At 62.5% G+C, this 21,872-nt stretch carries 15 protein-coding genes; 8 read left to right on the top strand and 7 right to left on the bottom strand.

Annotation, left to right across the window (positions count from 1 at the left end):
* Positions 1-2: 2 nt before the first annotated feature.
* From tagF to ACM42_RS13340, 7 genes are read right to left on the bottom strand one after another with little or no spacing between them, the layout of a single operon-like run.
* The gene (tagF, locus tag ACM42_RS13310; protein WP_271528347.1) at positions 3-704 is read right to left on the bottom strand and encodes a type VI secretion system-associated protein TagF; all 702 of its coding nucleotides are present in this window, start codon (positions 702-704) and stop codon (positions 3-5) included.
* Positions 701-4,252, bottom strand: coding sequence for a type VI secretion system membrane subunit TssM (tssM, locus tag ACM42_RS13315; protein WP_271528348.1), 3,552 nt, complete (start codon positions 4,250-4,252; stop codon positions 701-703). The genes tagF and tssM overlap by 4 nt, the downstream gene beginning before the upstream one ends.
* Before the next feature lie 42 nt (positions 4,253-4,294).
* Complete coding sequence (gene tssL, locus ACM42_RS13320; protein WP_271528349.1) at positions 4,295-5,827, bottom strand: type VI secretion system protein TssL, long form; 1,533 nt, start codon at positions 5,825-5,827, stop codon at positions 4,295-4,297.
* Positions 5,824-7,161, bottom strand: coding sequence for a type VI secretion system baseplate subunit TssK (gene tssK, locus ACM42_RS13325; RefSeq protein ID WP_271528350.1), 1,338 nt, complete (start codon positions 7,159-7,161; stop codon positions 5,824-5,826). The genes tssL and tssK overlap by 4 nt, the downstream gene beginning before the upstream one ends.
* Before the next feature lie 47 nt (positions 7,162-7,208).
* Positions 7,209-8,591: a type VI secretion system-associated FHA domain protein TagH gene (gene tagH / locus ACM42_RS13330; protein ID WP_271528351.1), complete on the bottom strand. Its 1,383-nt coding sequence runs from the start codon at positions 8,589-8,591 to the stop codon at positions 7,209-7,211.
* Positions 8,592-8,603: 12 nt separating this feature from the next.
* The gene (locus ACM42_RS13335) at positions 8,604-9,167 is read right to left on the bottom strand and encodes a DUF6931 family protein (protein ID WP_271528352.1); all 564 of its coding nucleotides are present in this window, start codon (positions 9,165-9,167) and stop codon (positions 8,604-8,606) included.
* Positions 9,168-9,172: 5 nt separating this feature from the next.
* A complete protein-coding gene (locus tag ACM42_RS13340) occupies positions 9,173-11,041 on the bottom strand; it encodes a type VI secretion system Vgr family protein (RefSeq protein ID WP_271528353.1) in 1,869 nt (622 codons plus the stop codon).
* 356 nt (positions 11,042-11,397) lie between these two features.
* Here ACM42_RS13340 and ACM42_RS13345 point away from each other — a divergent pair, with 356 nt between their 5' ends.
* The 8 genes from ACM42_RS13345 (at position 11,398) to tssH (ending at position 21,867) form a co-directional block, all read left to right on the top strand.
* On the top strand, positions 11,398-12,711 hold the full coding sequence (locus ACM42_RS13345) for a type VI secretion system protein TssA (RefSeq protein WP_271528355.1): 1,314 nt from the start codon (positions 11,398-11,400) through the stop codon (positions 12,709-12,711).
* 123 nt (positions 12,712-12,834) lie between these two features.
* On the top strand, positions 12,835-13,362 hold the full coding sequence (gene tssB / locus ACM42_RS13350) for a type VI secretion system contractile sheath small subunit (protein ID WP_028178526.1): 528 nt from the start codon (positions 12,835-12,837) through the stop codon (positions 13,360-13,362).
* Positions 13,363-13,379: 17 nt separating this feature from the next.
* Positions 13,380-14,882 (top strand): type VI secretion system contractile sheath large subunit, encoded by a 1,503-nt coding sequence (gene tssC / locus ACM42_RS13355; RefSeq protein ID WP_028178525.1) that lies wholly within the window; start codon positions 13,380-13,382, stop codon positions 14,880-14,882.
* Positions 14,883-14,932: 50 nt separating this feature from the next.
* Positions 14,933-15,418 carry an Hcp family type VI secretion system effector gene (locus ACM42_RS13360; RefSeq protein WP_028178524.1) on the top strand — a complete coding sequence of 162 codons (486 nt, stop codon included), beginning with the start codon at positions 14,933-14,935 and terminating at the stop codon, positions 15,416-15,418.
* A 166-nt stretch (positions 15,419-15,584) separates the two neighbouring features.
* A complete protein-coding gene (tssE, locus tag ACM42_RS13365; protein WP_271528473.1) occupies positions 15,585-16,133 on the top strand; it encodes a type VI secretion system baseplate subunit TssE in 549 nt (182 codons plus the stop codon).
* A gap of 1 nt (position 16,134) precedes the next feature.
* A complete protein-coding gene (tssF, locus tag ACM42_RS13370; protein ID WP_271528357.1) occupies positions 16,135-18,102 on the top strand; it encodes a type VI secretion system baseplate subunit TssF in 1,968 nt (655 codons plus the stop codon).
* Entirely contained in the window at positions 18,066-19,130 is a 1,065-nt protein-coding gene (gene tssG / locus ACM42_RS13375) for a type VI secretion system baseplate subunit TssG (protein ID WP_271528358.1), read from the top strand. The genes tssF and tssG overlap by 37 nt, the downstream gene beginning before the upstream one ends.
* A gap of 97 nt (positions 19,131-19,227) precedes the next feature.
* Positions 19,228-21,867: a type VI secretion system ATPase TssH gene (tssH, locus tag ACM42_RS13380; RefSeq protein ID WP_271528359.1), complete on the top strand. Its 2,640-nt coding sequence runs from the start codon at positions 19,228-19,230 to the stop codon at positions 21,865-21,867.
* Positions 21,868-21,872 lie beyond the last annotated feature (5 nt).

A 21,872-nucleotide genomic window follows, 5' to 3' on the forward strand; every position in this document is an offset into this window, starting at 1 on the left:
CGTCACCCCGTCCCGGATGCTGCACGGCCGAGATTGCCGGTCAACAGTGTGGAATAGTGAAATGGATCCGGCAATCCGCGGCAAGCGAGCGCCATTGATGGAAAGCCTTCGCCACCCGCGGTCCACCAGAAACTTGCCGCAGCATAGATCTGCGGACTGGCAGCGGAAAGCGCGGCAAAGGACTTGGTGAATGCGTCATCCGCTGAAACCGCTCCGACGGTCGTTGCGCCCAGTGCGATCATTTGCGATTCGTCGGCGATCGGCGCCTGCGGTCGCGGCAGCGCGAGACGATCCAGGGCACCCGATATCTGCTCAAAGGTAGAAGTTTGATCCAGGGTCGAAAGCAGGAACGCCTCCGCCTGTCCGTACCATTCATCCTGAGGATCGACGCTCGGCGGCGGCAGCAAGGCGCTTTCGTCCGACACCACATGCAGCGTCAATGGATAATACCGCCCCACCCCGTCGAGCGAAGACATCATTGCCCCCGCCACCGTCGTGCCGCAGATGGCGGCGCCAAGCCAGAATCGCCAGACCGGTGCGGTCAGGAACGCCTGCTGCCAGCCCGGGCCAAGCTGATGACGACTGGCCGACAGCGCAGACTGCACCCATGGCTCCCAGGCTTCCAGGAAGCTGCGCGGGGTGGCGATCGCGATGAAATCACGCTTAGCGCCGATCTTGCCGAATAGCCCACAACGCATGGTCATATTCCGGTCGGGCAACGAAACTCGCGGAGCACCGACAGGTTGAGGGGATTGCGCAACGACCCGGTCGAAATCTGATAGTTGAGCTCGCGCCCCGCGACGATGAAAGTCGCGCTGGCGGTTTCCGCTTTCACCACCAAAGATCCAGCCTCTAGCATCCGGAACAACGACCAGGGACCGATGCGCTCGAGCACGGATGGCGGCCCGATATCGTTGCTGACCGAAATTGCCGTCCGCGGCGACGGACCCGGCCATAGGACGGTGGTCGGTGCGTTGCTCTGAGGCTGCGGCGGTGGTGGCGGAGGTTGCGGCCCGCCGAACATGGACGAAGCCGTGGGCGGGCCCGGCGTGACCGGGCTGGTGATCGTCGTGCCGCCAATCTCGGTCTTGACCGTCACGCCCGGTCCGGATGCCCCGGGCGGCCGGATCGCGAACGACACCGCCGGCACGCCACCGCCGGTCTGGAAGAAGGCGTCGCGGACATAGGCCGCATTCTGGAACTGCTTCAGCGTGTCGGGCGAGAACGATCGGCCGACGGGACTCTCCTTCCGCCACGTCCAATCTGATCGCGAAGTGTCGGCGTAAGACGCCAGGAACTGGGTGAAGAATTTGTCCATCACGCCGTTCGGACTGAAAAGCTTGGCGAAATCGGCGAGTGGCACCTCCTGATTGCTGCCGCGGACGAACGGATACCGGTTGGTCACCGTCTGCTGGCAAACCGGCGTGACCTGATCGCGCAGCGCCTGCAGGATCTGTCCGGCAGTCGAGGCGGCAATACTGCCCTCGAACTCCGCGGCGGCCGCGCGCAGCATGTCGGAGAACGGCGGCGGCATGCGCGAGGCGTTGTTGCGCAGGGCCGCAACCTGGCTCTGAAGCGAAGCGGTCGCCTGCGCGGTCAGTTGCGGGTTCTCGATCATCAGCGTCAGATTCTGCGCGATATCGTTCAGGTTGGCGATGGTCGAGTCGATCGGCCGGCGGGTGCTGTCGCCTTCCAGCACCGCCTGATATGGTTTGAACTGCGCTTCGATCGTCGTCCCGAGTGGTCCATCCTGGGCGTTGGTGAACAGTGGCGGCGCGGCCACGGCAGGCGTGGCCGGGTTCGTGGCCGCGTTCGCCGGCTTCGGCCGTTCCTTGGTCAGCATCGTCTCGTCGCGCACCGATTCCAGGATTTGCCGCATCGGTGAGGTCGGCGCGGAAACCGCCCTTAGCACCTCGTATTTCGGCTTGTCGGCGAGCAGTTTCTTCAGACGCAAGCTGCCCAGCGCGGTCCGCCAAGTCGTGACAAACTCGTTGGAATAGATGTTCAAGAGGTCGCCGGCGAGGTTGTCGTACTGCTGGTCGATGGCCGACTGCTGGCCGGCATCGCCCAGAACCCAGCGTTCCTTCTTCATGCGCTCCGACAAACCGGGCAGCCGGGCGACGAAGTTCTGCTGGAAGCCGTTATACGTGAAGAACTGGGGCACCCGCACAGCGTCCAGAGGCTGCCCCGTCGTGGTTTCGAACACGACCGCCATATCAGGACCGCCGCGGCGGGCGGCGAGCCAGTCGCCTGCAGTCGATGAGCGAGCCTCGGATTTCAGGAATTCGTAGGCGCGCTGCGAGACGCTCAGGCGCGCGAGCGAGTTCTGCGCCTGCTTGATCAGCCGGCCGTCCAGCTCGACAAGCGGGGGCTGCTCCGTCTCGAGGTCGAACATCGCCGTGAGGTTCTCATCGAGCAGGCGCCGTCCTTCTGCGTTGGTTGCGCCGGGATAGAGGTTGTCCTGCCAGTCGCGCTGCATCCAGGAGCGGATCAACTCGCGGTCCGGCGACTGCAGGCCGCCGAGCATCAGATAGACCTTCAGCGCCTCGTAGACGAACGCAGATTCGTTGATGCGCGTGTTGAGCTGCTCCTCCAAACGATACAGCAGGCGTGGCCTGAACATGCGCTCGAGCGCCGTATGATAGGCCGCCTTGGAGGGGGACATCAGCCGCGCGTGCTGGCTGAGCCCGTAACGGGCCGACAGGGGCACCGATTCGTTGCGCGATCCGTAGCCTGCCGGGGCGTTGCGCAGCCGATAGAGCAGTGGCAACACCTTGTCGAGATCATGATCGTCGATCAGCGTCTGCTTGATGAGAGGCGCTCCGGCGGCTGCATATTCGTTGTCCGCCTGCACACTCTGCTCGATCAAGTCAGAATTGCGCTTGTAGCTGGTCAGCCATCCTGCGATTAGCCCGATCGAGACCAGACCGATCAAGGATAGCGCTGCGGTTTTCAGAATCAGTGCGCGGCGCACCGCCGCACGGTCGGTCGAGACCCAGTCGGCCTCGCCGATGATGACCTTGGAAATGAGATCGGCGAGGAAATAGCTCTTGCCCGTCCCTGAATAGGATCCGGAACCGACCTCCTCCGCGCCGAACGTGCGCGCCAGCGACCCGATCAGTTGGTCGATGGGCGTCCCTTGCTGAGTACCCGAGGTGAAGTAGAATCCGCGCAGGTTCGCGTTCACGTGGTAGCGCGTCGGCTCGAAGATCTGGTTGAGGAAGTCGTGGATCTGGGGCTTGAGCCGCGCCATCTGTGCCGGGAAGCCGAACAGTTGCACGCGGTGCTGCGGCGTCGGCTCGTCCTGCAGGCGGTCGAGTGTCTCCTCGCTCAGGCGCTCCAGCAGACGGTCGAACTCGACGGGTATCTGTCCCACCAGATTCTGGGTCTTGTCAGCGGTTTGGAATGTCGCACCCCAGACCTGCCGACGGCCGGCCTCGCCGAGATAGGCGAAGTATTCGGTGAAGCCGGCAACGAGATCGGCCTTGGTAAATAGCGCGTAGACGGGGAAGCTGACCTTGAGCTTCTGATGCAGCTCGAGCAGGCGCATTCTGATGGCGTCGGCGTGAAGCGCGAGCTCCTGCTTCGGCAGCGTCAGCACGTCCTCGATACTGATGGCGACCAGGACGCCGTTGATCGGCTGGCGTGACCGGCTCTTCTTGAGGATGTCGAGGAAGGCCAGCCAGCTTTCCTTATCAGCCTTGGCGTTGGAATCCTGAGTGGTATAGCGGCCGGCCGTATCGATCAGCACGGCCTCCTCGGTAAACCACCAATCGCAATAGCGGGTACCGCCGACCCCCGCGACCGCAGCCGGCGTTGCCCCGCGTGCGAGCGGAAATTTGAGCCCGGAATTGACCAGCGCGGTGGTCTTGCCGGCGCCGGGCGGGCCGATGATGACGTACCAGGGCAGATCGTAGAGATAGCCCGATTTGTTGCCGCTGGCGGTCTTCAGCGTGGCGAGCGCATCCTTCATGCGCTCCTTGAGAACCGGCTCGTCGCTGACGGGCTGATCTGCCGCACTGATCCCGTCGGCGATCTCCTTGGCATTCTTGCGCCGCTTGAAGAAACTGAAGGCGGCGACGCCCGCCACGGCCGTGGTCAGCAGCAGAATCGCGATCTGGCGGATGATGTGGTTCTCGAGCGGATGCCAGTCGCCGAATGCAATGAAGGGACCTGCGAAATAGATCACGGCGCCGAGCGAGCTGAGCCCAACTCCGTAGAGAATGATGCGGATGATATCCTTGGCAAGCATTGATCGGTACCTGTCGCAAACCGCGTGAGCCGTGGAGCCTGCTTATTCGCTGCGTTCGATGAAGATCTCGACACGCCGGTTCTTGGCGCGTCCGTCAGGCGTCGAATTGGGTGCGATCGGCGCGTCCGCTCCCTTGCCTTCAACGTCGACGCGCGAACCATCGGTCAGGCCGGGCTTCAGCGCGGCGGCAACCGCCTTGGCGCGCTCGACCGACAGCTCGAAGTTCGAAGGGAAACGCACTGTGCGGATCGGCGAGCTATCGGTGTGACCGACGACCCGGATTCGTCCCGGCTCCTTGTCGAGAGTTGCTGCGACGCGGGTCGCAACCGGCTTGAAGCCGTCGAGGACGGTGGCCTGGCCTGACGAGAACAACACGAGGTCACAGACCCTGATCACGATAAAGCTCGCGGTCTGGTCCGCAGTCATGGCACAGGCGGTGTTTTCCTTGGCGAGCGCGTTGCGGATGCGCTGCAGCTGGGTGATACGGTCCGGCGGTGGCGGCGGAGGTGGTGGAGGCGGAGGTGCAATGACCTTGCGCTTGAGTTCGATCGGATCGCTGGGATGCAGCGCCAGAGCGACTTCGGCAGCGTTCTCCGCCCGGCCGGCCAGCAGCGTTCGCAGGACGAAATAGGACCCCGTCAATAGCGCGGCGGCCACGGCTGCCACCAGCCAGACCGGAACGCGGAGACGCTGCCGGCGACCGGCCAGCGCCTGCCCCCTCCAGTTGGGCGACAGGTCGCTCACCGTCTTGGGACGGACCCGGCGCAACAATTCGTAGAGGTTGCGCTGGATCACCTGCAGGTTCGCAAGCCCGCCTGCCGACGTACGGTGGATGCCCTGGAAGCCGAGCGCGAGACAGGCATGCTGCAGTTCGAGCACTGGATAGTTGATCAGCGGATCAACCTTCAAATGGTCGAGGATCTCGAAGAAACGGACACCACCCACCCGCTCGCCGAAGAATCGGCTCAGCATGGAATATTGCGTCCAGACGTGGCGCTCATCGGTCGGGATGTGCTGCACGATATCGTCGGCGGTGGCGCATAGGATGTATTTCGCCGTGTTGGCCTGATGCTCGGAGATCCCCGCCGAACGGATATCCTTCTCGAAGAATTTGATCGCGTCGGCGACCTGCTCCATCAGACTCGCGAATGACGCACGCATGAGCGCCACGCGCAACCGGCCAAGCAGTTGCAGCAAAGGGCCGGCCGCACGCATCACCGGATTGGCGTTTGGCGCCACCAGATCGTCGACGCGCAACGGCGGTCCGGGCGGCAGCATCCCCTGCTGCACCGGTGCCTGCGCGGGTGTCGATATCCATTCCTCGGACGGCTGGCTGGTCGGCGCAGCGGCGTAGCTCGGGTGCTGCGGAATGGGAGAAGAGGATGACGGCGAGGAAGGCGCGGGCGCGCCGGGAGACGGCACAGGTGACGGCGAATAGCTTGGACGTGCTGCGGGTCCCTCGCCCGCCGGAGGCTGAGCGGCGGGCGCCGGCGGCAACCTCCCGCCGGGATTGGGACGAATGATCGTCCGCTCGCCCCGACCGAAAGGATTGACCGGCTTGTCCCTGTCGCTCATGGCCTGTCTTCCAGGATAGCCCAAAGGTACAGCTCGAGCTCCGGCCAGTCGCCGGAGAAATGCATCCCGATCGAGGCCGCCGTGCTGAACTCCGGCCATAGCGGCGACTTGCGATCGAGATAGAAGTAGACGTGATCGGTGATGGCCCGGATGTGCGGCGGCGGGGTCGGCAGGTGCACCAGCGTCAACCCTGGCAAGTTGGCGTGCACGATTTCGTTCATCTTGGTGTTCGGGCCGACCTTGAACAAATGCGGGAAGTCGTTCTGGATCTCGACGAGCGGCCGCCGTGCGGCGACCTCCAGCACCAGGGTCGCATTCCGGAACAGCGCCCGGTCGCGGATCGGCGACACGAACGCATTCTGGGCGCGCTCGATGATCTCCAGGCGGATCGCCCGCCGGCCCAGCCGCGCGCTCAGGAAGTCCTGGATGTCGTTCACCAGGGGTGTGAAGATATTCTCGAGATCGTCGTGATCGTACGCCGGATAGTTGCGAGCACGTCGTTCTGGTGTGGCAAACGTCGCAAGCTCACCGGCAAACCTCAGCAGCTCCTCGTACAGCCGTTCCGGGTGAACGCTGCCCGAACGCTGGAAATGGGTCAGTACGGGAATGGTCCGGTTCAGCACCTGCAGCACCAGATAGTCGACGCTCTGCAACCCGCCCCCGGACGACGGATCGACCGCGTAACGTGCCAGCTCGTCGAGCTTGGTCTCGACCCAGCCGATGATGCGATTGAGCCAGCCGTCGATGATGGGATGTGCGGCGCAGACCAGCATCGGCGGCACGAACTTGTCGTCGAACAGGACGTTCTTGTCGCGCACTTCCAGAATGCGCGCGATGCCGAGTCCCATGTATCCCGGCTTGCTGGTCTTGCGCAGTTCGAACGACAGCCGCGGATAAGCGATGTCGATCTCTTCCTCGATGCGCAGCGCTGAGGTCGAATCGATGAAGGTCTCGGACGTGCGAACATAGCGACTGGCGCTGTCGGTGCGATCCTCATCAACCTCGCGGGTGTTTGGCGCTGCGATCGGCATCATCAGCCAGACGATCTGGCCGGCGGCGGAATCCGGCACCTCGATCGCTTCCGGAATCGGGCTGTCTGCGGGGATGTCGAACGGCGTTCCGTCCGGCATGACGCCGGACGCGTTGCGCACTGCGAACTTGCTCTGTTCGGTGAGGTCCTTGTCGATCTCGAGCTGGGCGAATCCCCAGGGGTATGGCGTTGTGTAGCGAACGCGCTTTTCCAGCAAATGTTCGATATAGCGATCGTTCTGCTGCAGATGGTGCGGCCGCAGAAACAGTCCTTCTGACCAGAAAACCTTGCTGTACCAAGACATTCCTGCATCCACTTACCAATGTTCGGCGACCGCGTGGTCGCCGATAGTCACTTTGATCCGCCCTTGTCGGCGCGGTCGTAATAGTCCGAAAAATGCAACATGAAGGTATCGATCGGCGCGCTATTGTCGCGGCCGAGATGCGCTTTCCAGCGCGTCAGGAATTCGTCCCAGAGTTTGCCCTTGTTCGAGCCGAACCAAGAGTTGGCGCCGCGCTGAAGCTCGAGCTCGCGCGCCATGAGCGTCGGATCGATGCCGGCGATCAGCTCGTGGACGGCGTGCTGCATCGCCATGTACGTCTTCAACTGATGCGATTTGAGGTCGCCAAAGCCCTGCGCGAAGGCTCGTTGCGCGTCGAGATAGCTGCGCGTCTGCGGCCCGAACAATATGCGCATGGCCTCTTCCGAGGTCGGCGAGAATTTCAGCGGGTTGTTCTCCACGGCCTGGACAGTCGTCTGGCTGGTGCTGCGGGTCAGCTGCTTGGCCTGAGTTCGCGCCTGCAGCAGCGCCATCAGATTGTCTACGGTCATGCGCAAGATCGTGCCGAGCTGTTCGGCGAGCTCCGCGTCGGTCTTGTTGGCAAAGAAATTGTCCGGCAACCCCGCAGCACGTGCCACCAGCCGTGCGAACTCGGTGCCGCCGACCGGCTTGGCCGCGACGGGCCCCTCGTCTGCCACTGGTGCCGGGCGTGACTGCTCAACGGGTGGCCGTGACCACGCCGGCGATGGCGGCGGCTGGACGGGCGCTGTTTCATCATCGGTCCACACCGATTTCCGGCGCGGGGTCGGCATGGCGGGTGGTGGTTCCACCAGTGCTCTCGGCGTCGCGACCGGGCCGGCGGCCCAGCTCAATTCGTCCTGCGCATCGGGCTGGTGCGGAGGCGTCGGCGATGGACGTCGAAACGGATCCACTCCCGGCGCCGGGACGCTCGCGGCCCAATCCAGAAACTCCGGATTGATCGGCCGCGCCGCCTCGCGTGGGTTCTTCAGCTGCTGCGGATCGATCGGCGGCGGCACGTCGCGGTCGGCCGCCCAAAGCTCCTGGTACCCGGCATGCTGCTGGACGTGGGAAGCGCGCGGTTGCGCCTCGCGGTCCGGGACGCGCCCGCCCTCCTCGTCCTCCAGTGAAACTCCGATGATGTAGTGGCCAATGGTAAGCCGATCGCCGTCGCGCAACCGGTGTGGCCCCCGGATGCGCTGGTCGGCGCCATTGAGAAAAGTGCCATTGGTCGAGACGTCATGCAGCCAATAGCCGCCGTCGCGAAAATGCACCTCGCAATGCTTTCCGGAAATCATCCGCGCCGGATCGGGCAACGTCCAGTCGAGGTGACGGTCCCGGCCAATATCGACCGAACGCCTGCCGGTGACCGAAAATGATACAGGGCCGCCGTCCGGAAGGTTCGGTTCGTTCTCGATATTGAAGCGAAGCACCATCTCATCGTCTCATCAGCGCGGAGGGCGCGGTTCGCCGCGTGCTAATTGAATACCATCCTCCAGGCATGCCGTCATTATCCGGTCCCGGGACTCGCGGGGGAGCCGGCAAAGGGCGATCAGCAGGGCCGCCCGCACCGCGCGCGCGGCTTGATCGGGCTTGGCCTCGACCGGCGCAAATTCTGCCGGAACCACGCTTCCGCCGGACCATCCGGCCGCCAGCGCCAACCATGTCGCCGGCTGCTCGGGATCGTTGGCATTGCCGACCGCCAGCGCCTTGTTCCGGGATTGCTCGTCCGGCTGCCGGACCCAGGTCTCCACGAAATTCAGCGCCCTACTGTCGTTGGCGTCGAACTGGTCGAACATCCGTCGCAACGAACGGCATCCCCAGGCAACCGCCACGCGCCTGGGCAGCAGATAGGCGCAGAAAGAGACGGCCCCGTGCCAATTGCGCGCGTCGGCGGCGTCCTGGAGGAAGTCCAGCGAGGGCTTGTCGACTTCGGCCTTGCCGACGTCGTGGCGCGCCATCGGATAGGCCTGAAATAGATCCTGCACCGTACCGAACCGAGCCTGGCTCATAGCGGTCAGCCGACAAGAGTTGGCAGGCCGTGGGCGCCCAGCGGTCCCCCGGCTGCGAGTGCCATGGCGCCCTGCGCCGTCATCGCGATGGTCGGCGCGTTGATGACGATACCCGCAGGGGTCAGGATGATCTGGCTGGGACCAACCTGCAGGGTGATGTTGACGTTCGCCATGAGCGTGATGGTCAGGCCCGCGGTGACGGACTGATCCATCGTCATGGTGATATGCTGGCCGCCCAGCTCGATGTCGAGCTTGTCGTTGCCGTTGACGAGGGTGGTCTTGCGGGTGTCACCACCGAGCGCCGCTTCGCCGATCGTCCGCGTCTCGGTGTCGCGGACCGTCACGTCGTGGTCCTTCTCGGCGTGCACAGTGATCTTCTCGGAGCCCTTCTTGTCCTCGAAGTTCCACTCGTTGTAGCCGCCGCCCCCCTTGGTGGAGTCCGATTTCAATCCCGCGATCGTCTTCTTGGACGGCAGATCGTAGGGCAGCTTGTATTCGTCGTTATACACCGTGCCGATCACCAGCGGCCGGTCCGGATCTCCTTCCAGGAATTCGACGACCACCTCCTGTCCGACGCGCGGAATGATCTGACCGCCCCATTTCTTGCCGGACCAGACCTGGGCGACGCGCAACCGGCATGACCGCTTTTTCTTCCGGTCCCAGAAGAACCGGACATAGATTTCGCCGAGATTTTCGACGTCGATCTCCTCGCTGGAATTGTCGTCCTTGGTCACCACCTTGGCGGTCTGGACGCCGTTGATCCTCGGCTTCGGCGTTAGCATCGGCGCGCGGAACGGCCGATCACTTGGCAGAAACTCGTAGCTGCCGAAATAGACGTGTTGGCCGGCGTCGCTCGGGCCGCCAGTGCGATAGGATTCGATCGAGAACGAATGGGTGGCTCGCACCACGAGATATTCGACATTCTGCGAGTCCTTGTGGTGCTTTTCGAGCTTGGTCAGTCCGCCGGGGAACAGGTTGACCGCGTCGCCGTTGCCGCGCCGCCGCCGGTCCATAGCCTGTTCGGACTGGAGCTGGATCTTCGCGTAACGCTCGCCGTCGGATTTTTCCTTGAACTTGCCTGGATAGTCGTAAAACTCCATCTCCGACCGCGTGTAGTGCTCGTTACCCTTGGCGTCGCTGATCATCTGCGCGTTGGGCTTCTGGTAGTTGTAGTCGTTGAGCTCGACCTTGCCGGTCCGAAACCGGCGCTCCGAGACCCATTCGTAGATGTGTTGCTCGCCGCGCCGGTCGGCTCCCGTCAGCGGAATGTAGGGTATCGTGGCAAGACCGTTGATCGGGCTGTGCGACGATTTGGAGTCCGCCAACACCAGCGTGTGCTTGCCGCCCTCGTGCTTGAAATAGTAGTAGATGCCGTGCTGTTCCATCAGCCGGCAAACGAAATTCAGATCGGTCTCCCGATACTGAACGCAATATTCGAGCTTCGGACAGGAGCCCTCTTCGGTCAGCTTGGATTCATAGTCGGTGAAGCCGCGATCGTTGAAGACCTCTTTGATGATATCGGGCGCCTTCTTGTCCTGCCAGATCCGGCAATCGGTGGTTCGCGACAACAGCCATAGCCAAGGCCTCAGCACGATCCGATAGCTGAAGTAGTCGTTCTTCACCCCCAGCCACTGGGCTTCCGTGAGAATGCCGCTGAACTCGCGTTCCTTTTCGTGCAGCTTGATGGTCAGCGTACATTGCTTGCCGATCGCGCGGTCGAAGTCGAGATCGGCATCCTCGCTGAGACACTCGATGCGATATTCGAAGAGTTCGCTAAGTCCTTCCGAAGCCTCGTATCCGACGAAAACCAGAACGTCTTTGCCGAGAGGCGTCTTGAGCTCGCAGAGGCGGGTATCCTGGGTAAGCTGGCCCATGTGGGCGTTAACTCCCTCTTCGTCCGCGTGATCGGCAAAAGTGCAGATCAGGCGTCATGCACGAACCACGGAAATCCCTTCTGCCGCTGACAGGGCCGGCAAGTCCGCCCCGAGGGTGGGTGGGCCTTCTGACGCGCCGCGGCAGCCGTCCAAAGAACCACCTCGCCCCTCAAGTATAGTCGCCTCCAAGAGCTTGCCGGTTCACGCGAAACTGTCATGATCGTTGGGGAATGAACCAGGGCCATCATGGATCTGACCTACCAAGGCAATCAGATCGTGATCTTCCCCTGCCCGATCCGCTGGACGACACGGCTTCGGCACAGGGGCGGATGGCTCAGGAGACGGACGATCCTCGCATGCTCGACGTCGCATCCCTCACCCAGGCCATAACGGCCGATGATCCCTGCGGGCCGGATCTCGACGCCGCCGGCGACATCCAGTACCTCAATTTTTTCGCAGGTGCGGAATCCCTGCTGCCGATGTCGTATTTCGAGGTCGTCAACGCCAATGGAGAGCGCGGACGATTTGATCCAAAGGCCGTCGATATCGCGGGCCAGTTCGAGGCCGTACGGCCCCTTCTGGCGCGCACGCGCGATCTGCGCCTGAACATGCTGCTGGCCAAGTTCTCCATCCTCAACCGGGATCTCGACGGCTTTCTGAATTGCCTGAAGGCGACCACCACGCTGCTGAGGGATCAGTGGGAAGCGGTGCATCCGAGGGCCCAAGACGACGACTATGCGCTTCGGGCCGTCACGATCGAAGCGATCGATGTGTTTCCAACCGTGATCAACCCCCTCCAATTCCTTCCGCTGATCGAAAACCGCAGGCATGGCAGCCTCAATTACCGGGCCTATCAGGTCGCCAAAGGCGAAATTGCGTCCGGCGATGCCGACGCGGGCAGCCCCGATCTAGCGACCATCGAGCGCATCATCGGCGATACGGATCTCGACACCCTCAAGGCCGTGAGTGCCCGGTGCTCGGCGGTCGCGGCCGAAATTTCAGGCATCAAGGCGATCTGGCACGAAAAGTTGAACACGGGTCAACCCATCAGCCTCGATCGAGTCTCCGGAGTCGTAAACGGTATGGCCGCGTGGCTTGCGGGGCTTGTCACGGAGCGTGATCCGGCCGCAGTGGCCCCGCTATCGGACGATGCCGCACCGGTTGACGCGCAAGCGCCGCTGGAAACGACCGGCGCGCTGGCTTCGTCAGCGCAGGCCACCGCAGCACTTGCGGCCGCGGCGGACTATTTTTCCCGAATGGAACCGTCCAACCCGGCGCTGTTGCTGGTGCGCCAGGCGCAGGAGATGGTCGGCAAGTCATTCATCGAGGTGATGCGGATGCTGGTGCCCGCACACGTGGAGAGCGCCGCGATCAACATCGGGCGCGACAAGGTTTTCGACCTGCCGATCGAACGGATGGCGGAACTCGCCATAACACCCTCATCCACGGTCGAGAACACATCTCAAGATGTTGTTTTTTGTGTAGAAAACAGAACTCAAGCTCTGGGCCTGCTGGCGAAGGTGGCGGCATTCTTCCGAGCCGCAGAGCCGTCCAGCCCGATCCCTTTCTTGGTCGATCGCGCGCGCGATCTCGCGCAGCGAGACTTCCTCAGCCTCTTGAATGACGTCCTGCCCGAGGGGACGCTCAAGACAATCGACAAATCGCATTGAACCCGCTTTTCGCTCGACGGCACTAACAGGACATAAGGAAGCTTGTCGACCGCGAGTTGAGCCGCCTTATCAGCCTGCGTCGCGCAAGTCGGTTTCCAAAGCGATTTTGTAGAGAGGGCAGCCATGGCTACGGACAGCGGTCAAAAATTCATTCGGCGAAACCGCGCACCGCGCGTGCACATCACATACGAAGATCCCTACGACGCCGAGCGGCTGATCGAGCTGCCGTTTGTCATGGGCGTCCTCTCCGACCTTTCCGGCAACAACGCCGGCGTCGAGAAGTCCAAGGTCGAGGAGCGCAAATTCCTCGAGTTCGACATGGACAATTTCGACAACCGCATGGCGGCAATTCAGCCCGGCGTGACGACACGCGTGGCCAATCGTCTGGGCGATGCGCCCGACGAGAAGATTTCCGTCGCCCTGCGCTTCAACAAGATGGCCGACTTCTCACCGGTGGCGGTCGCCCGGCAAGTTCCAGCCACGGCCAAGCTGCTGGAGGCCCGCGAACAGCTCGCCAACCTGCTGCGCTACATGGACGGCAAGGTGGCCGCCGAGGATCAGTTGAAGAAGCTTCTCAGCGATCCGCAACTGATGGCTGCGCTGCAGGAGCGCGCAGCCAGCCAGCCGACCGAACCCGACGTTGAGAAATAAGGGAAGGACTGGGGACCATGGCAAAAGAAGCTGGTCAGAAAGCAACCGTTACTCAGCTCGGGACCGTCGAGGCTGACGAGTTCGCGACCCTGCTGAAGCAAAGCTTCAAGCCTCGCACTGAACGCGCGGCGACCGAAGTCGAGAACGCGGTATCAACGCTCGTCCAGGAAGCGTTGAAGGACACCAGCGTCATCAAATCCGACGTCCTCGACACCATCGAGGAGATGATCGCGCGGATCGACCAGAAGCTCACCGCGCAGATGAATGAGATCCTCCACGCACCGGAGTTCCAGGCGATCGAAAGCGCCTGGCGCGGTCTGCATTACCTCGTCTTCAATTCCGAGACGGACGCCAATCTCAAAATTCGCGTGATGAACGTCTCCAAGAGTGAGCTCTATCGCAATCTCCGGCTTTACCCGGACGCCCGCTGGGATCAGAGCCCGCTCTTCAAGCAGGTCTACGAGTACGAGTTCGGCCAATTGGGTGGTGAGCCGTTCGGCTGCCTAATCGGAGACTACTACTTCAGCCATTTGCCCACCGACGTGCAGTTGATGCGCGATCTCAGCAAGATTGCCGGCGCGGCACACGCCCCCTTCTTCGCCGGAGCCGAACCCACGCTGATGGGAATGGATTCGTGGACCGAACTGTCCAATCCCCGCGACATCGGCAAGGTGTTCGACACGCCGGAATATGCGGCATGGAAGGGTCTGCGCGACCAGGATGACTCGCGCTATCTCGGCCTCTGCATGCCGCGGGTACTGGGTCGCCTCCCCTACGGCGCCAAGTCTGAGCCTGTGGAGGAGTTCGCCTTCGAGGAAGAAACCGACGGGCATACCGGCGACAAATACGGCTGGATCAACGCGGCCTACGCGATGGCAGTCAATATCAACCGCGCCTTCAAGGAGTTCGGCTGGTGTACGCGCATCCGCGGTGTGCAGTCCGGCGGCGAGGTCATCAACCTGCCGACGCACACGTTCCCGACCGACGATGGCGGCGTCGACCTGAAATGCCCGACCGAGATCGCCATTAGCGATCGTCGCGAGCACGAACTTGCAAAGGCGGGCCTTATCCCGCTGATCCATCGCAAGAACACCGACAAGGCGGCCTTCATCGGTGCGCAGTCGCTCTACAAGCCGAAGAAGTATTTCGGCGAGAAAGGCGTGGATGCAACCGCGTCCGACAACCTATCGTCACGTCTGCCCTACATGTTCGCAGTGTCTCGCTTTGCGCACTATCTGAAGTGCATGGTTCGCGACAAGATCGGATCCATGAAGGAGAAGGATGAGCTGACGGTCTGGCTGCAGACCTGGATCAACGAATACGTTGATGCCAATCCAGCCCTGTCGTCAGAAGCTCAGAAAGCGCGCAAGCCGCTGGCCGCTGCGAAGGTTGAGGTCATAGCAAACGAGGAGAACCCGGGATACTACAACGCACGCTTCTTTCTCCGTCCACACTTTCAACTTGAAGCGATGGACGTCGGCCTCAGCCTCGTCTCGCGCCTGCCGGGCCCGAGCTCCTGACGTCACGTCATCGCGACCGTCAATATCAAGATTTTTGAGAGGACTATGCTATGGCTGTCGATATTTTCTTGAAACTCGATCCGATCAAGGGCGAATCGAAGGACGACAAACATCCTGACGAAATTGATGTCTTGAGCTGGTCTTTCGGCGAAAGCCAGACCGGTACATTCCACAGCGGATCCGGCGGCGGCGCCGGCAAGGTCAGCGTCCAGGATCTCCACTTCACGCACTTCGTTGACAAGGCCACGCCGGAACTGTTCAAGGTCTGCGCGAACGGCAAGCACATTGACACCGCGATCCTCACCGTTCGCAAGGCCGGCGAGAACCCACTGGAATATCTCAAGATCGAGATGAAGCACGTTCTGGTCACCAGCGTGTCGACCGGCGGGTCGCACGGCGAAGAGCGTCTCACCGAGAACGTGAGTCTGAACTTCGCGAAGGTCAAGATGACTTACAAGTCCCAGACGGAGAAGGGCGCCGCCGGCGCGTCGCCGACCTTCGGCTGGGACGTTCCTGCCAACAAGGAATGGGCTTGATCTGCGGGTCCTCGTCTGGCGCCGGTTACCGATAGCGGGAACCGGTGCCATGCGACGCGATCCCACCCTTCTAGCTTAGCCCGGTTTTCGGGCTGGACGCTTGATCACGGCAGGTCACGCCGGACGCCAATTGCCGCCATATGCGCCGGCCGACATGGGGACCGGAATGACGCTTACGCCAAAAAAGGATCGGCTTTCTCCACCGCTCATGCTGGCCTTTCGCGCGGCTCACGAGGCACGTGATGCGCGCAAGGAGCTCAATCTGCGCGACCAGTCCGGTGAACGGATCATCGCAGGCCGGCGCAGCACCGGACGCCATCCGATCTCGGAAACATTGCTGCGGCGCGAGGTCTCCCATGACCTCGAAACGCTCCTCAATACGATCGCTCTGGAATCAACGCTGGACATGACCGGCCGGGATTGCGTGCGAATGTCGATCCTGAACTATGGCTTTCCCGATATTGCCAATCGTTCGATCGACGAGGTCACGGACGATGAACTCAGCGACGCGCTGCGCGAGACCCTGACGACTTTTGAGCCGAGGCTCGATCGCAAAACAATCCGCGTCCGCCGCGACGGCTCGGTCGGCCCTGAGCAGCTCAAGCTGCGCTTCATCGTTCACGCCGACATGAAAGCCGAACCGCTCAACGTTCCCGTGGAATTCGTCGCCGACGTCGAACTCGACAGCGGCGATATCCAGATCAACCGACTTTAGCATGAACCGCGAATTTCTGGACTTCTACAATCGTGAACTGTCACTGCTGTACGAGCAGGCGGGAGACTTCGCCGAAGAATTCCCCGGGATCGCGGAACGCCTCGGCGGCCTGATCCGGGATCGCTCGGATCCGATGATCACCGGCCTGCTGGAGGGCGCCGCGTTTCTCGCCGCCCGCGTCCAGCTGAAGCTCAAGCACGAATTTCCGGAATTCACGGCAAACCTGCTCGAACAGCTGGTTCCGAACTATCTTGCCCCGACTCCGTCGGCCATGCTGGTCGCGGCGCGGCCACCCTATGCCGACCCGGCGCTGCGCGACGGCAAGAAGATCGCGCGCGGCGCGTATTTCGACGCCACGTACCGCGAGAGAGAACGAAGCCTCGCCTGCCGATTTCGACTTTGCCGCGATATCGTGCTCTGGCCGTTCGACCTCAGCGGCGCCGAATACTTTTCGACAGCCGGCGCACTGCAGGCACTCGGGATACCGGTCGGCGGCGATGTCATAGCGGGACTGAGACTGTCGTTGACCCACCGTACCGCGGCCCGGCTCGATGAGGAACCGCCCGACACCGAGGCCAGGACCAAACCGGAAACCTGGTTTGCAGGCTGCCGCGTGAGCGAACTCCCGATCTACCTCTCCGGCGCGGAGTCGGATTCCATCGCGCTTTACGAGCAATTGATCTCGAATTGCAGGGGTGTCTACTTCCGCCATCTCGACGACTTCGGCGATCCCGTGGTGACGCGTGCGCCGCTCGACTGCGTTCAACAGATCGGCTTCGATGAGAACGAGTCGCTGTTTCCCAACGATAATCGGATCTTCCGAGGCTCGGAGCTGCTGCGGGAGTATTTCGTATTTCCACGCAAGTTCCTTGGGGTCAACCTGACCGGGCTTCGCAGCGTGATGCCGCGCCTGCGCAGCAAGTCGATCGACATCGTCTTCGCTTTCGATGAACACAATTCGCGGCTTGCCGCCGCGGTGCGTCCCGACACCTTCAAGCTCTATACTGCGCCGGCGATCAATCTGTTCGAGAAGACGAGCGATCGCATCCCCGTCAAATCGAATACCCACGAATACCACGTGGTGCCCGATCGTAGTCGCTATCTCGAATACGAACCGCACCAAGTGATCGAAGTCTACGCGCATCTTCCGGCGGAGAAGGACAAGCGGCTGGTGCGCCCGCTGTATTCGGCTGTCGTCGACCCGACCAGCGGATCGGTCGAGAATCTCTATTTCACCGTCCGCCGCCTGCCTCGACGCCGCACGGTGGAGGAGAAGACGTATGGCTCATCGTCCGACTACACCGGGACCGACATGTTCCTGTCACTGCTCGAGCCCGGTGAGCTGAGCGGAGAAAACCCCGTTGCCGAACTCAGCGTCCGGGCGCTGTGCTCCAATCGGCACCTCACGGAGCACCTGCCGGTTGGCCACGGCGGCGCCGACTTCCGCCTGCTGGATGATACGTCCCTCGATCTGGTGTGCGTCGCCGGTCCCACACGTCCACGGGAGCCGGTGGTGGCTCAGTTGCGCAGCCGCAGCGAGATCGCCAATAGCGGAGTTGTCAGTTGGCGGCTGATCAACATGCTGAGTCTGAACTACCTTGGCCTTGTCGAGCGTGGTGGCGGCAAGAACGCCGGAGCGCTGCGCGAAATGCTGTCTTTGTTCGCCGACCAGTACGACGACGCCACGGAACGTAAGATCCGCGGCGTGCGCACGATCGAAAGCCGGCCGGTGGTGCGGCGGGTGCGAGAGCGCACGGGCAGCGGCGCAGCGCGCGGGCTGGAGATCACCGTCACACTCGACGAGAAGGCTTTCGAGGGGAGCGGCGTGTTCTTGCTCGGAGCCGTACTGGAGCGATTCTTCGCCGACTATTCGGGTTTCAACACGTTTACCCAGACAGTCATCTCCACACCGGAGCGCGGCGAGATCATGCGGTGGCAACCGCGCATGGGCACGCGGAGACCGTTGTGACGCTGATCGACCAGATGAAGTCCGAACCCTGGCGGTTCGATTTCTTCAATACGCTGCGCCAGCTGGAGCGAGCCAACCGGGATCGACCGCGGATCGGTGACAGCGCCGCGCGCCGCGAGGAGTATGTCGACCTCGGTCAAGTCCCTTATCTGGAGTTCCCCGCCTCCAATCTTGCTGCGGTCGACGACCAGGACGGCCGGCTCAGGATACTCGTCAAGTTTCTGGGTCTGCTCGGGCCGCAGGGCGCGCTGCCGCTTGCCACCACCGATGAAAGTCTCAGCTGGTGGCTGATGCGGGATGACGCTTTCCCGCGATTTCTCGACCTGTTTAACGGGCGCTTCCTGCAGCTGTTCTTTCGCGCCTGGGCCGATGCGCGGCCGATCGCGCAGCACGATCGGCCGGCAGAGGATCGCTTCATCGCTTATGTCGGCTCCTTCGCGGGCCTCGGCTCCGACGTCTTCGCCAATCGGGACACCGTACCGGACATGGCGAAGCTCGGCTTCGCCGGGCTTCTCGCCCCCAGGGCGAAGTGCGCGTCACGACTGACGCGGTTCCTGCAGGGGCTGTTCGATGTCGAAGTCGAGATCGACGAGTTTGTCGGCACCTGGCTCGCATTCGACCCAGATCACTGCAGCCGGATCGGGCAGGCACATGCCAGCCTCGGTCGAGACGCTCTTCTCGGCTCACGGGTGTTCAGCGTCGAGGACAAGATCAGGGTTCGGGTCTTCGTCAAGAATTTTGCTCAATACGAGCAGTTCTTGCCGACCGAAAGCCGCAACTTGTCGGAGCCGCTGGCGGACGCCGTCTTCTTTTATATCGGCGACGAACTGGAGTGGGAGGTTGAACTCGCCATTCCAGCGGGAGAGGTCGCCCCGGTCAGACTCGGCCAGAGCGGACGACTTGGATGGACCACCTGGGTCTCGCCGAACTGGACGTCCACGGAAGAATATCGCCGCGATGCCCGCTTTCAGCTTGGCGAGCGCTTGAGAGCCCGTCGGAGCAGCGCAGCGGATGCCGCGGCGATTTGAACCTATCGGCCGCCCCTGTCGTCCTAACATCATGGGATTCGAGGCAATTCCGCCAGGTGCGAGGCATCCGCGGAGCAATTGAGCAGGAGGGGCCGCCGTGACCGACATCAGCCTTGAAGCGGTAACCGGCAAATTGAACCGGGCTGGCTATGACGCCTTCATACAGGCTCTCCGCCACGCCAAGAGCGCCGGCAACCGCAACGTCGAGCTTGCGCACTGGCTCTTTCATATCCTGCAGCAGGACCGCACCGACCTCAGCCTCTCGGTCGACCATTACAAGCTCGACCGGTCACGGTTGCTGTCGGACCTTGCTGGCGTCATCAACGGCTTCCGCAAGAACGAAACCGATATGCCGGGCGTCGCCAATCCGGTCATCGATCTTCTCGATCGCGGCTGGCACTACGCCACGCTCTTCTTCGGCGAAACCCAGATCCGCACCGGCCATCTGCTGGTGGCCGGGCTCAAGTCGAATGACATCCGTCGCACCCTGAACAACCTCTCCCAGGAATTTGCAAAGGTGAACGTCGACGCATTGGCCGCGGAGCGCCGCGCCGTCTGGGCCGGCTCCGACGAGGAGTCCATGCGTCCGATGGACGGCTCGGGGCTGGTCGGCGCCGGCGCGGAGGGCGCGGATCAGGCGAGTCCCAAGGGGACGACGCCGCTCGACCGGTTCTCGCAGGATCTCACAGCCAAGGCCAAGTCGGGCGAGATGGACCCGATCCTGGGTCGTGACGAAGAGATCCGCCAGCTGATCGACGTTCTGATGCGGCGGCGGCAAAACAATCCGATCCTCACTGGCGAGGCCGGCGTCGGCAAGACGGCCGTGGTGGAGGGATTCGCCCAGCGAATTGCCGCCGGCGACGTGCCGCCACCGCTACGCGGTGTCAGGCTCTGCGCGCTCGACATCGGCCTGATGCAGGCCGGCGCCTCGATGAAGGGCGAATTCGAGCAGCGGCTGCGCTCGGTGATCGATGAGGTGCAGAGTTCACCGACCCCCATCATCCTGTTCATCGATGAAGCCCACACGCTGATCGGCGCCGGCGGCGCAGCCGGCACCGGCGATGCGGCCAACCTCCTGAAGCCTCCCCTCGCCCGTGGCACGCTGCGCACGATCGCCGCCACCACGTGGGCGGAGTATCGTCAGTACATCGAGAAGGATCCCGCGCTCACACGGCGCTTCCAGCCGATCCAGATCGACGAGCCTGACGTCGAGACCTGCTGCGTGATGCTACGGGGCCTTCTCGGCCCGATGGAAAAGCACCACGGTGTTCGCATCTCCGATGCTGCAATCGTTGCAGCCGTCAACCTCTCGCATCGCTACATTCCCTCTAGACAGCTACCGGACAAGGCCGTCAGCCTGCTCGACACCGCTTCGGCCCGCGTGGCGATCAGCCAGAGCGCGACACCGGCCTTGATCGAGGATACGCGCGTCGCGATCACCGCTCGCGAAGCCGAGAAATCGGCGCTGGTCAACGACAGCGACCTCGGCATCGAGGACAGCGAGCGCGTTGCCGCGATCGACAGCGATATCGCAACACTGAAGGACAAGTTGACGAATCTCGAGGCCGACTGGGCCAAGGAGCAGGAGCTGGTCAAGGACATCCGCAGCATTCGTGACATCCTGTCCGAACCCAAGGAAGATCAGGATCCGGCCGCCAAGCGCGCGGAGCTGCGCGGCAAGTTCGAGACGCTGGAGGGCATCAATCCGGAAAAACGGATGGTCTACGCCCATGTGGACCAGCAGTCGGTGGCGTCCGTGGTGTCCGACTGGACCGGCATCCCGGTCGGCCGGATGATGCGGGACGAGATCGAAACCGTGCTGAAGCTGCCGGAGATCCTCAACCGCCGCGTCGTCGGCCAGTCCCATGGCTTGACGATGATCGCCAAGCGAGTTGAGACCAGCCGTGCCAAGCTGGACAACCCGTCGAAACCGATCGGCGTGTTCATGCTGGCCGGACCGTCCGGGGTTGGTAAAACCGAAACCGCCCTGGCGCTCGCCGAAACCCTGTACGGCGGCGAGCAGAACATGATTACGATCAACATGTCGGAGTTCCAGGAGGCGCATACCGTCTCGACCCTCAAGGGAGCGCCTCCCGGCTATGTCGGGTATGGCGAAGGCGGTCGCCTCACGGAGGCTGTCCGGCGCAAGCCCTACAGTGTCATCCTGCTCGACGAAGTGGAGAAGGCCCATCCCGACGTCCACGAGATCTTCTTCCAGGTGTTCGATAAAGGGGTCATGGAGGACGGCAACGGGCGACGGATCGACTTCAAGAACACCTTGATCATTCTGACCACCAACGTCGGCACCGATCTGATCATGGGGCTTTCGCGCGATCCGAAGTATCGCAATGAGCCGGAAGAACTCGCCAAGATGCTGAGGCCGGAATTGCTCAAGGTATTTCCTGCCGCGCTGCTCGGGCGCATCGTCTCGATCCCCTACTTCCCGCTCTCGGACGAGATGCTCGCCGGCATCGCCCGGCTGCAGCTCGATCGCATCGGACGGCGACTGCGCGACAATCACAACGCGGCCTTCAGCTACGACGATGCAGTCGTGGAGCACATCGTGTCACGCTGCAACGATCCGGATTCCGGCGGACGCATGATCGACAACATCATCACCAATACCCTGCTGCCGGAGCTGTCGCGCGAATTCCTCAGCAAATCGCTTGCCAAGGAAGAGATCAGGCAGACACGCGTCTCGATCGCCGACGACAAGTTCGCATATTCGTGGAGCTGAGCACG

This window comes from Bradyrhizobium sp. CCBAU 25338 (assembly GCF_028128965.1).
Taxonomy (GTDB): domain Bacteria; phylum Pseudomonadota; class Alphaproteobacteria; order Rhizobiales; family Xanthobacteraceae; genus Bradyrhizobium; species Bradyrhizobium liaoningense.

What these genes read in the sequence shown, in the direction of transcription:
- tagF (WP_271528347.1), bottom strand. Translation starts at nt 704, where the DNA reads ATGACCATGCGTTGTGGGCTATTCGGCAAGATCGGCGCTAAGCGTGAT.
- tssM (WP_271528348.1), bottom strand. Translation starts at nt 4,252, where the DNA reads ATGCTTGCCAAGGATATCATCCGCATCATTCTCTACGGAGTTGGGCTC.
- tssL (WP_271528349.1), bottom strand. Translation starts at nt 5,827, where the DNA reads ATGAGCGACAGGGACAAGCCGGTCAATCCTTTCGGTCGGGGCGAGCGG.
- tssK (WP_271528350.1), bottom strand. Translation starts at nt 7,161, where the DNA reads ATGTCTTGGTACAGCAAGGTTTTCTGGTCAGAAGGACTGTTTCTGCGG.
- tagH (WP_271528351.1), bottom strand. Translation starts at nt 8,591, where the DNA reads ATGGTGCTTCGCTTCAATATCGAGAACGAACCGAACCTTCCGGACGGC.
- ACM42_RS13335 (WP_271528352.1), bottom strand. Translation starts at nt 9,167, where the DNA reads ATGAGCCAGGCTCGGTTCGGTACGGTGCAGGATCTATTTCAGGCCTAT.
- ACM42_RS13340 (WP_271528353.1), bottom strand. Translation starts at nt 11,041, where the DNA reads ATGGGCCAGCTTACCCAGGATACCCGCCTCTGCGAGCTCAAGACGCCT.
- ACM42_RS13345 (WP_271528355.1), top strand. Translation starts at nt 11,398, where the DNA reads ATGCTCGACGTCGCATCCCTCACCCAGGCCATAACGGCCGATGATCCC.
- tssB (WP_028178526.1), top strand. Translation starts at nt 12,835, where the DNA reads ATGGCTACGGACAGCGGTCAAAAATTCATTCGGCGAAACCGCGCACCG.
- tssC (WP_028178525.1), top strand. Translation starts at nt 13,380, where the DNA reads ATGGCAAAAGAAGCTGGTCAGAAAGCAACCGTTACTCAGCTCGGGACC.
- ACM42_RS13360 (WP_028178524.1), top strand. Translation starts at nt 14,933, where the DNA reads ATGGCTGTCGATATTTTCTTGAAACTCGATCCGATCAAGGGCGAATCG.
- tssE (WP_271528473.1), top strand. Translation starts at nt 15,585, where the DNA reads ATGACGCTTACGCCAAAAAAGGATCGGCTTTCTCCACCGCTCATGCTG.
- tssF (WP_271528357.1), top strand. Translation starts at nt 16,135, where the DNA reads ATGAACCGCGAATTTCTGGACTTCTACAATCGTGAACTGTCACTGCTG.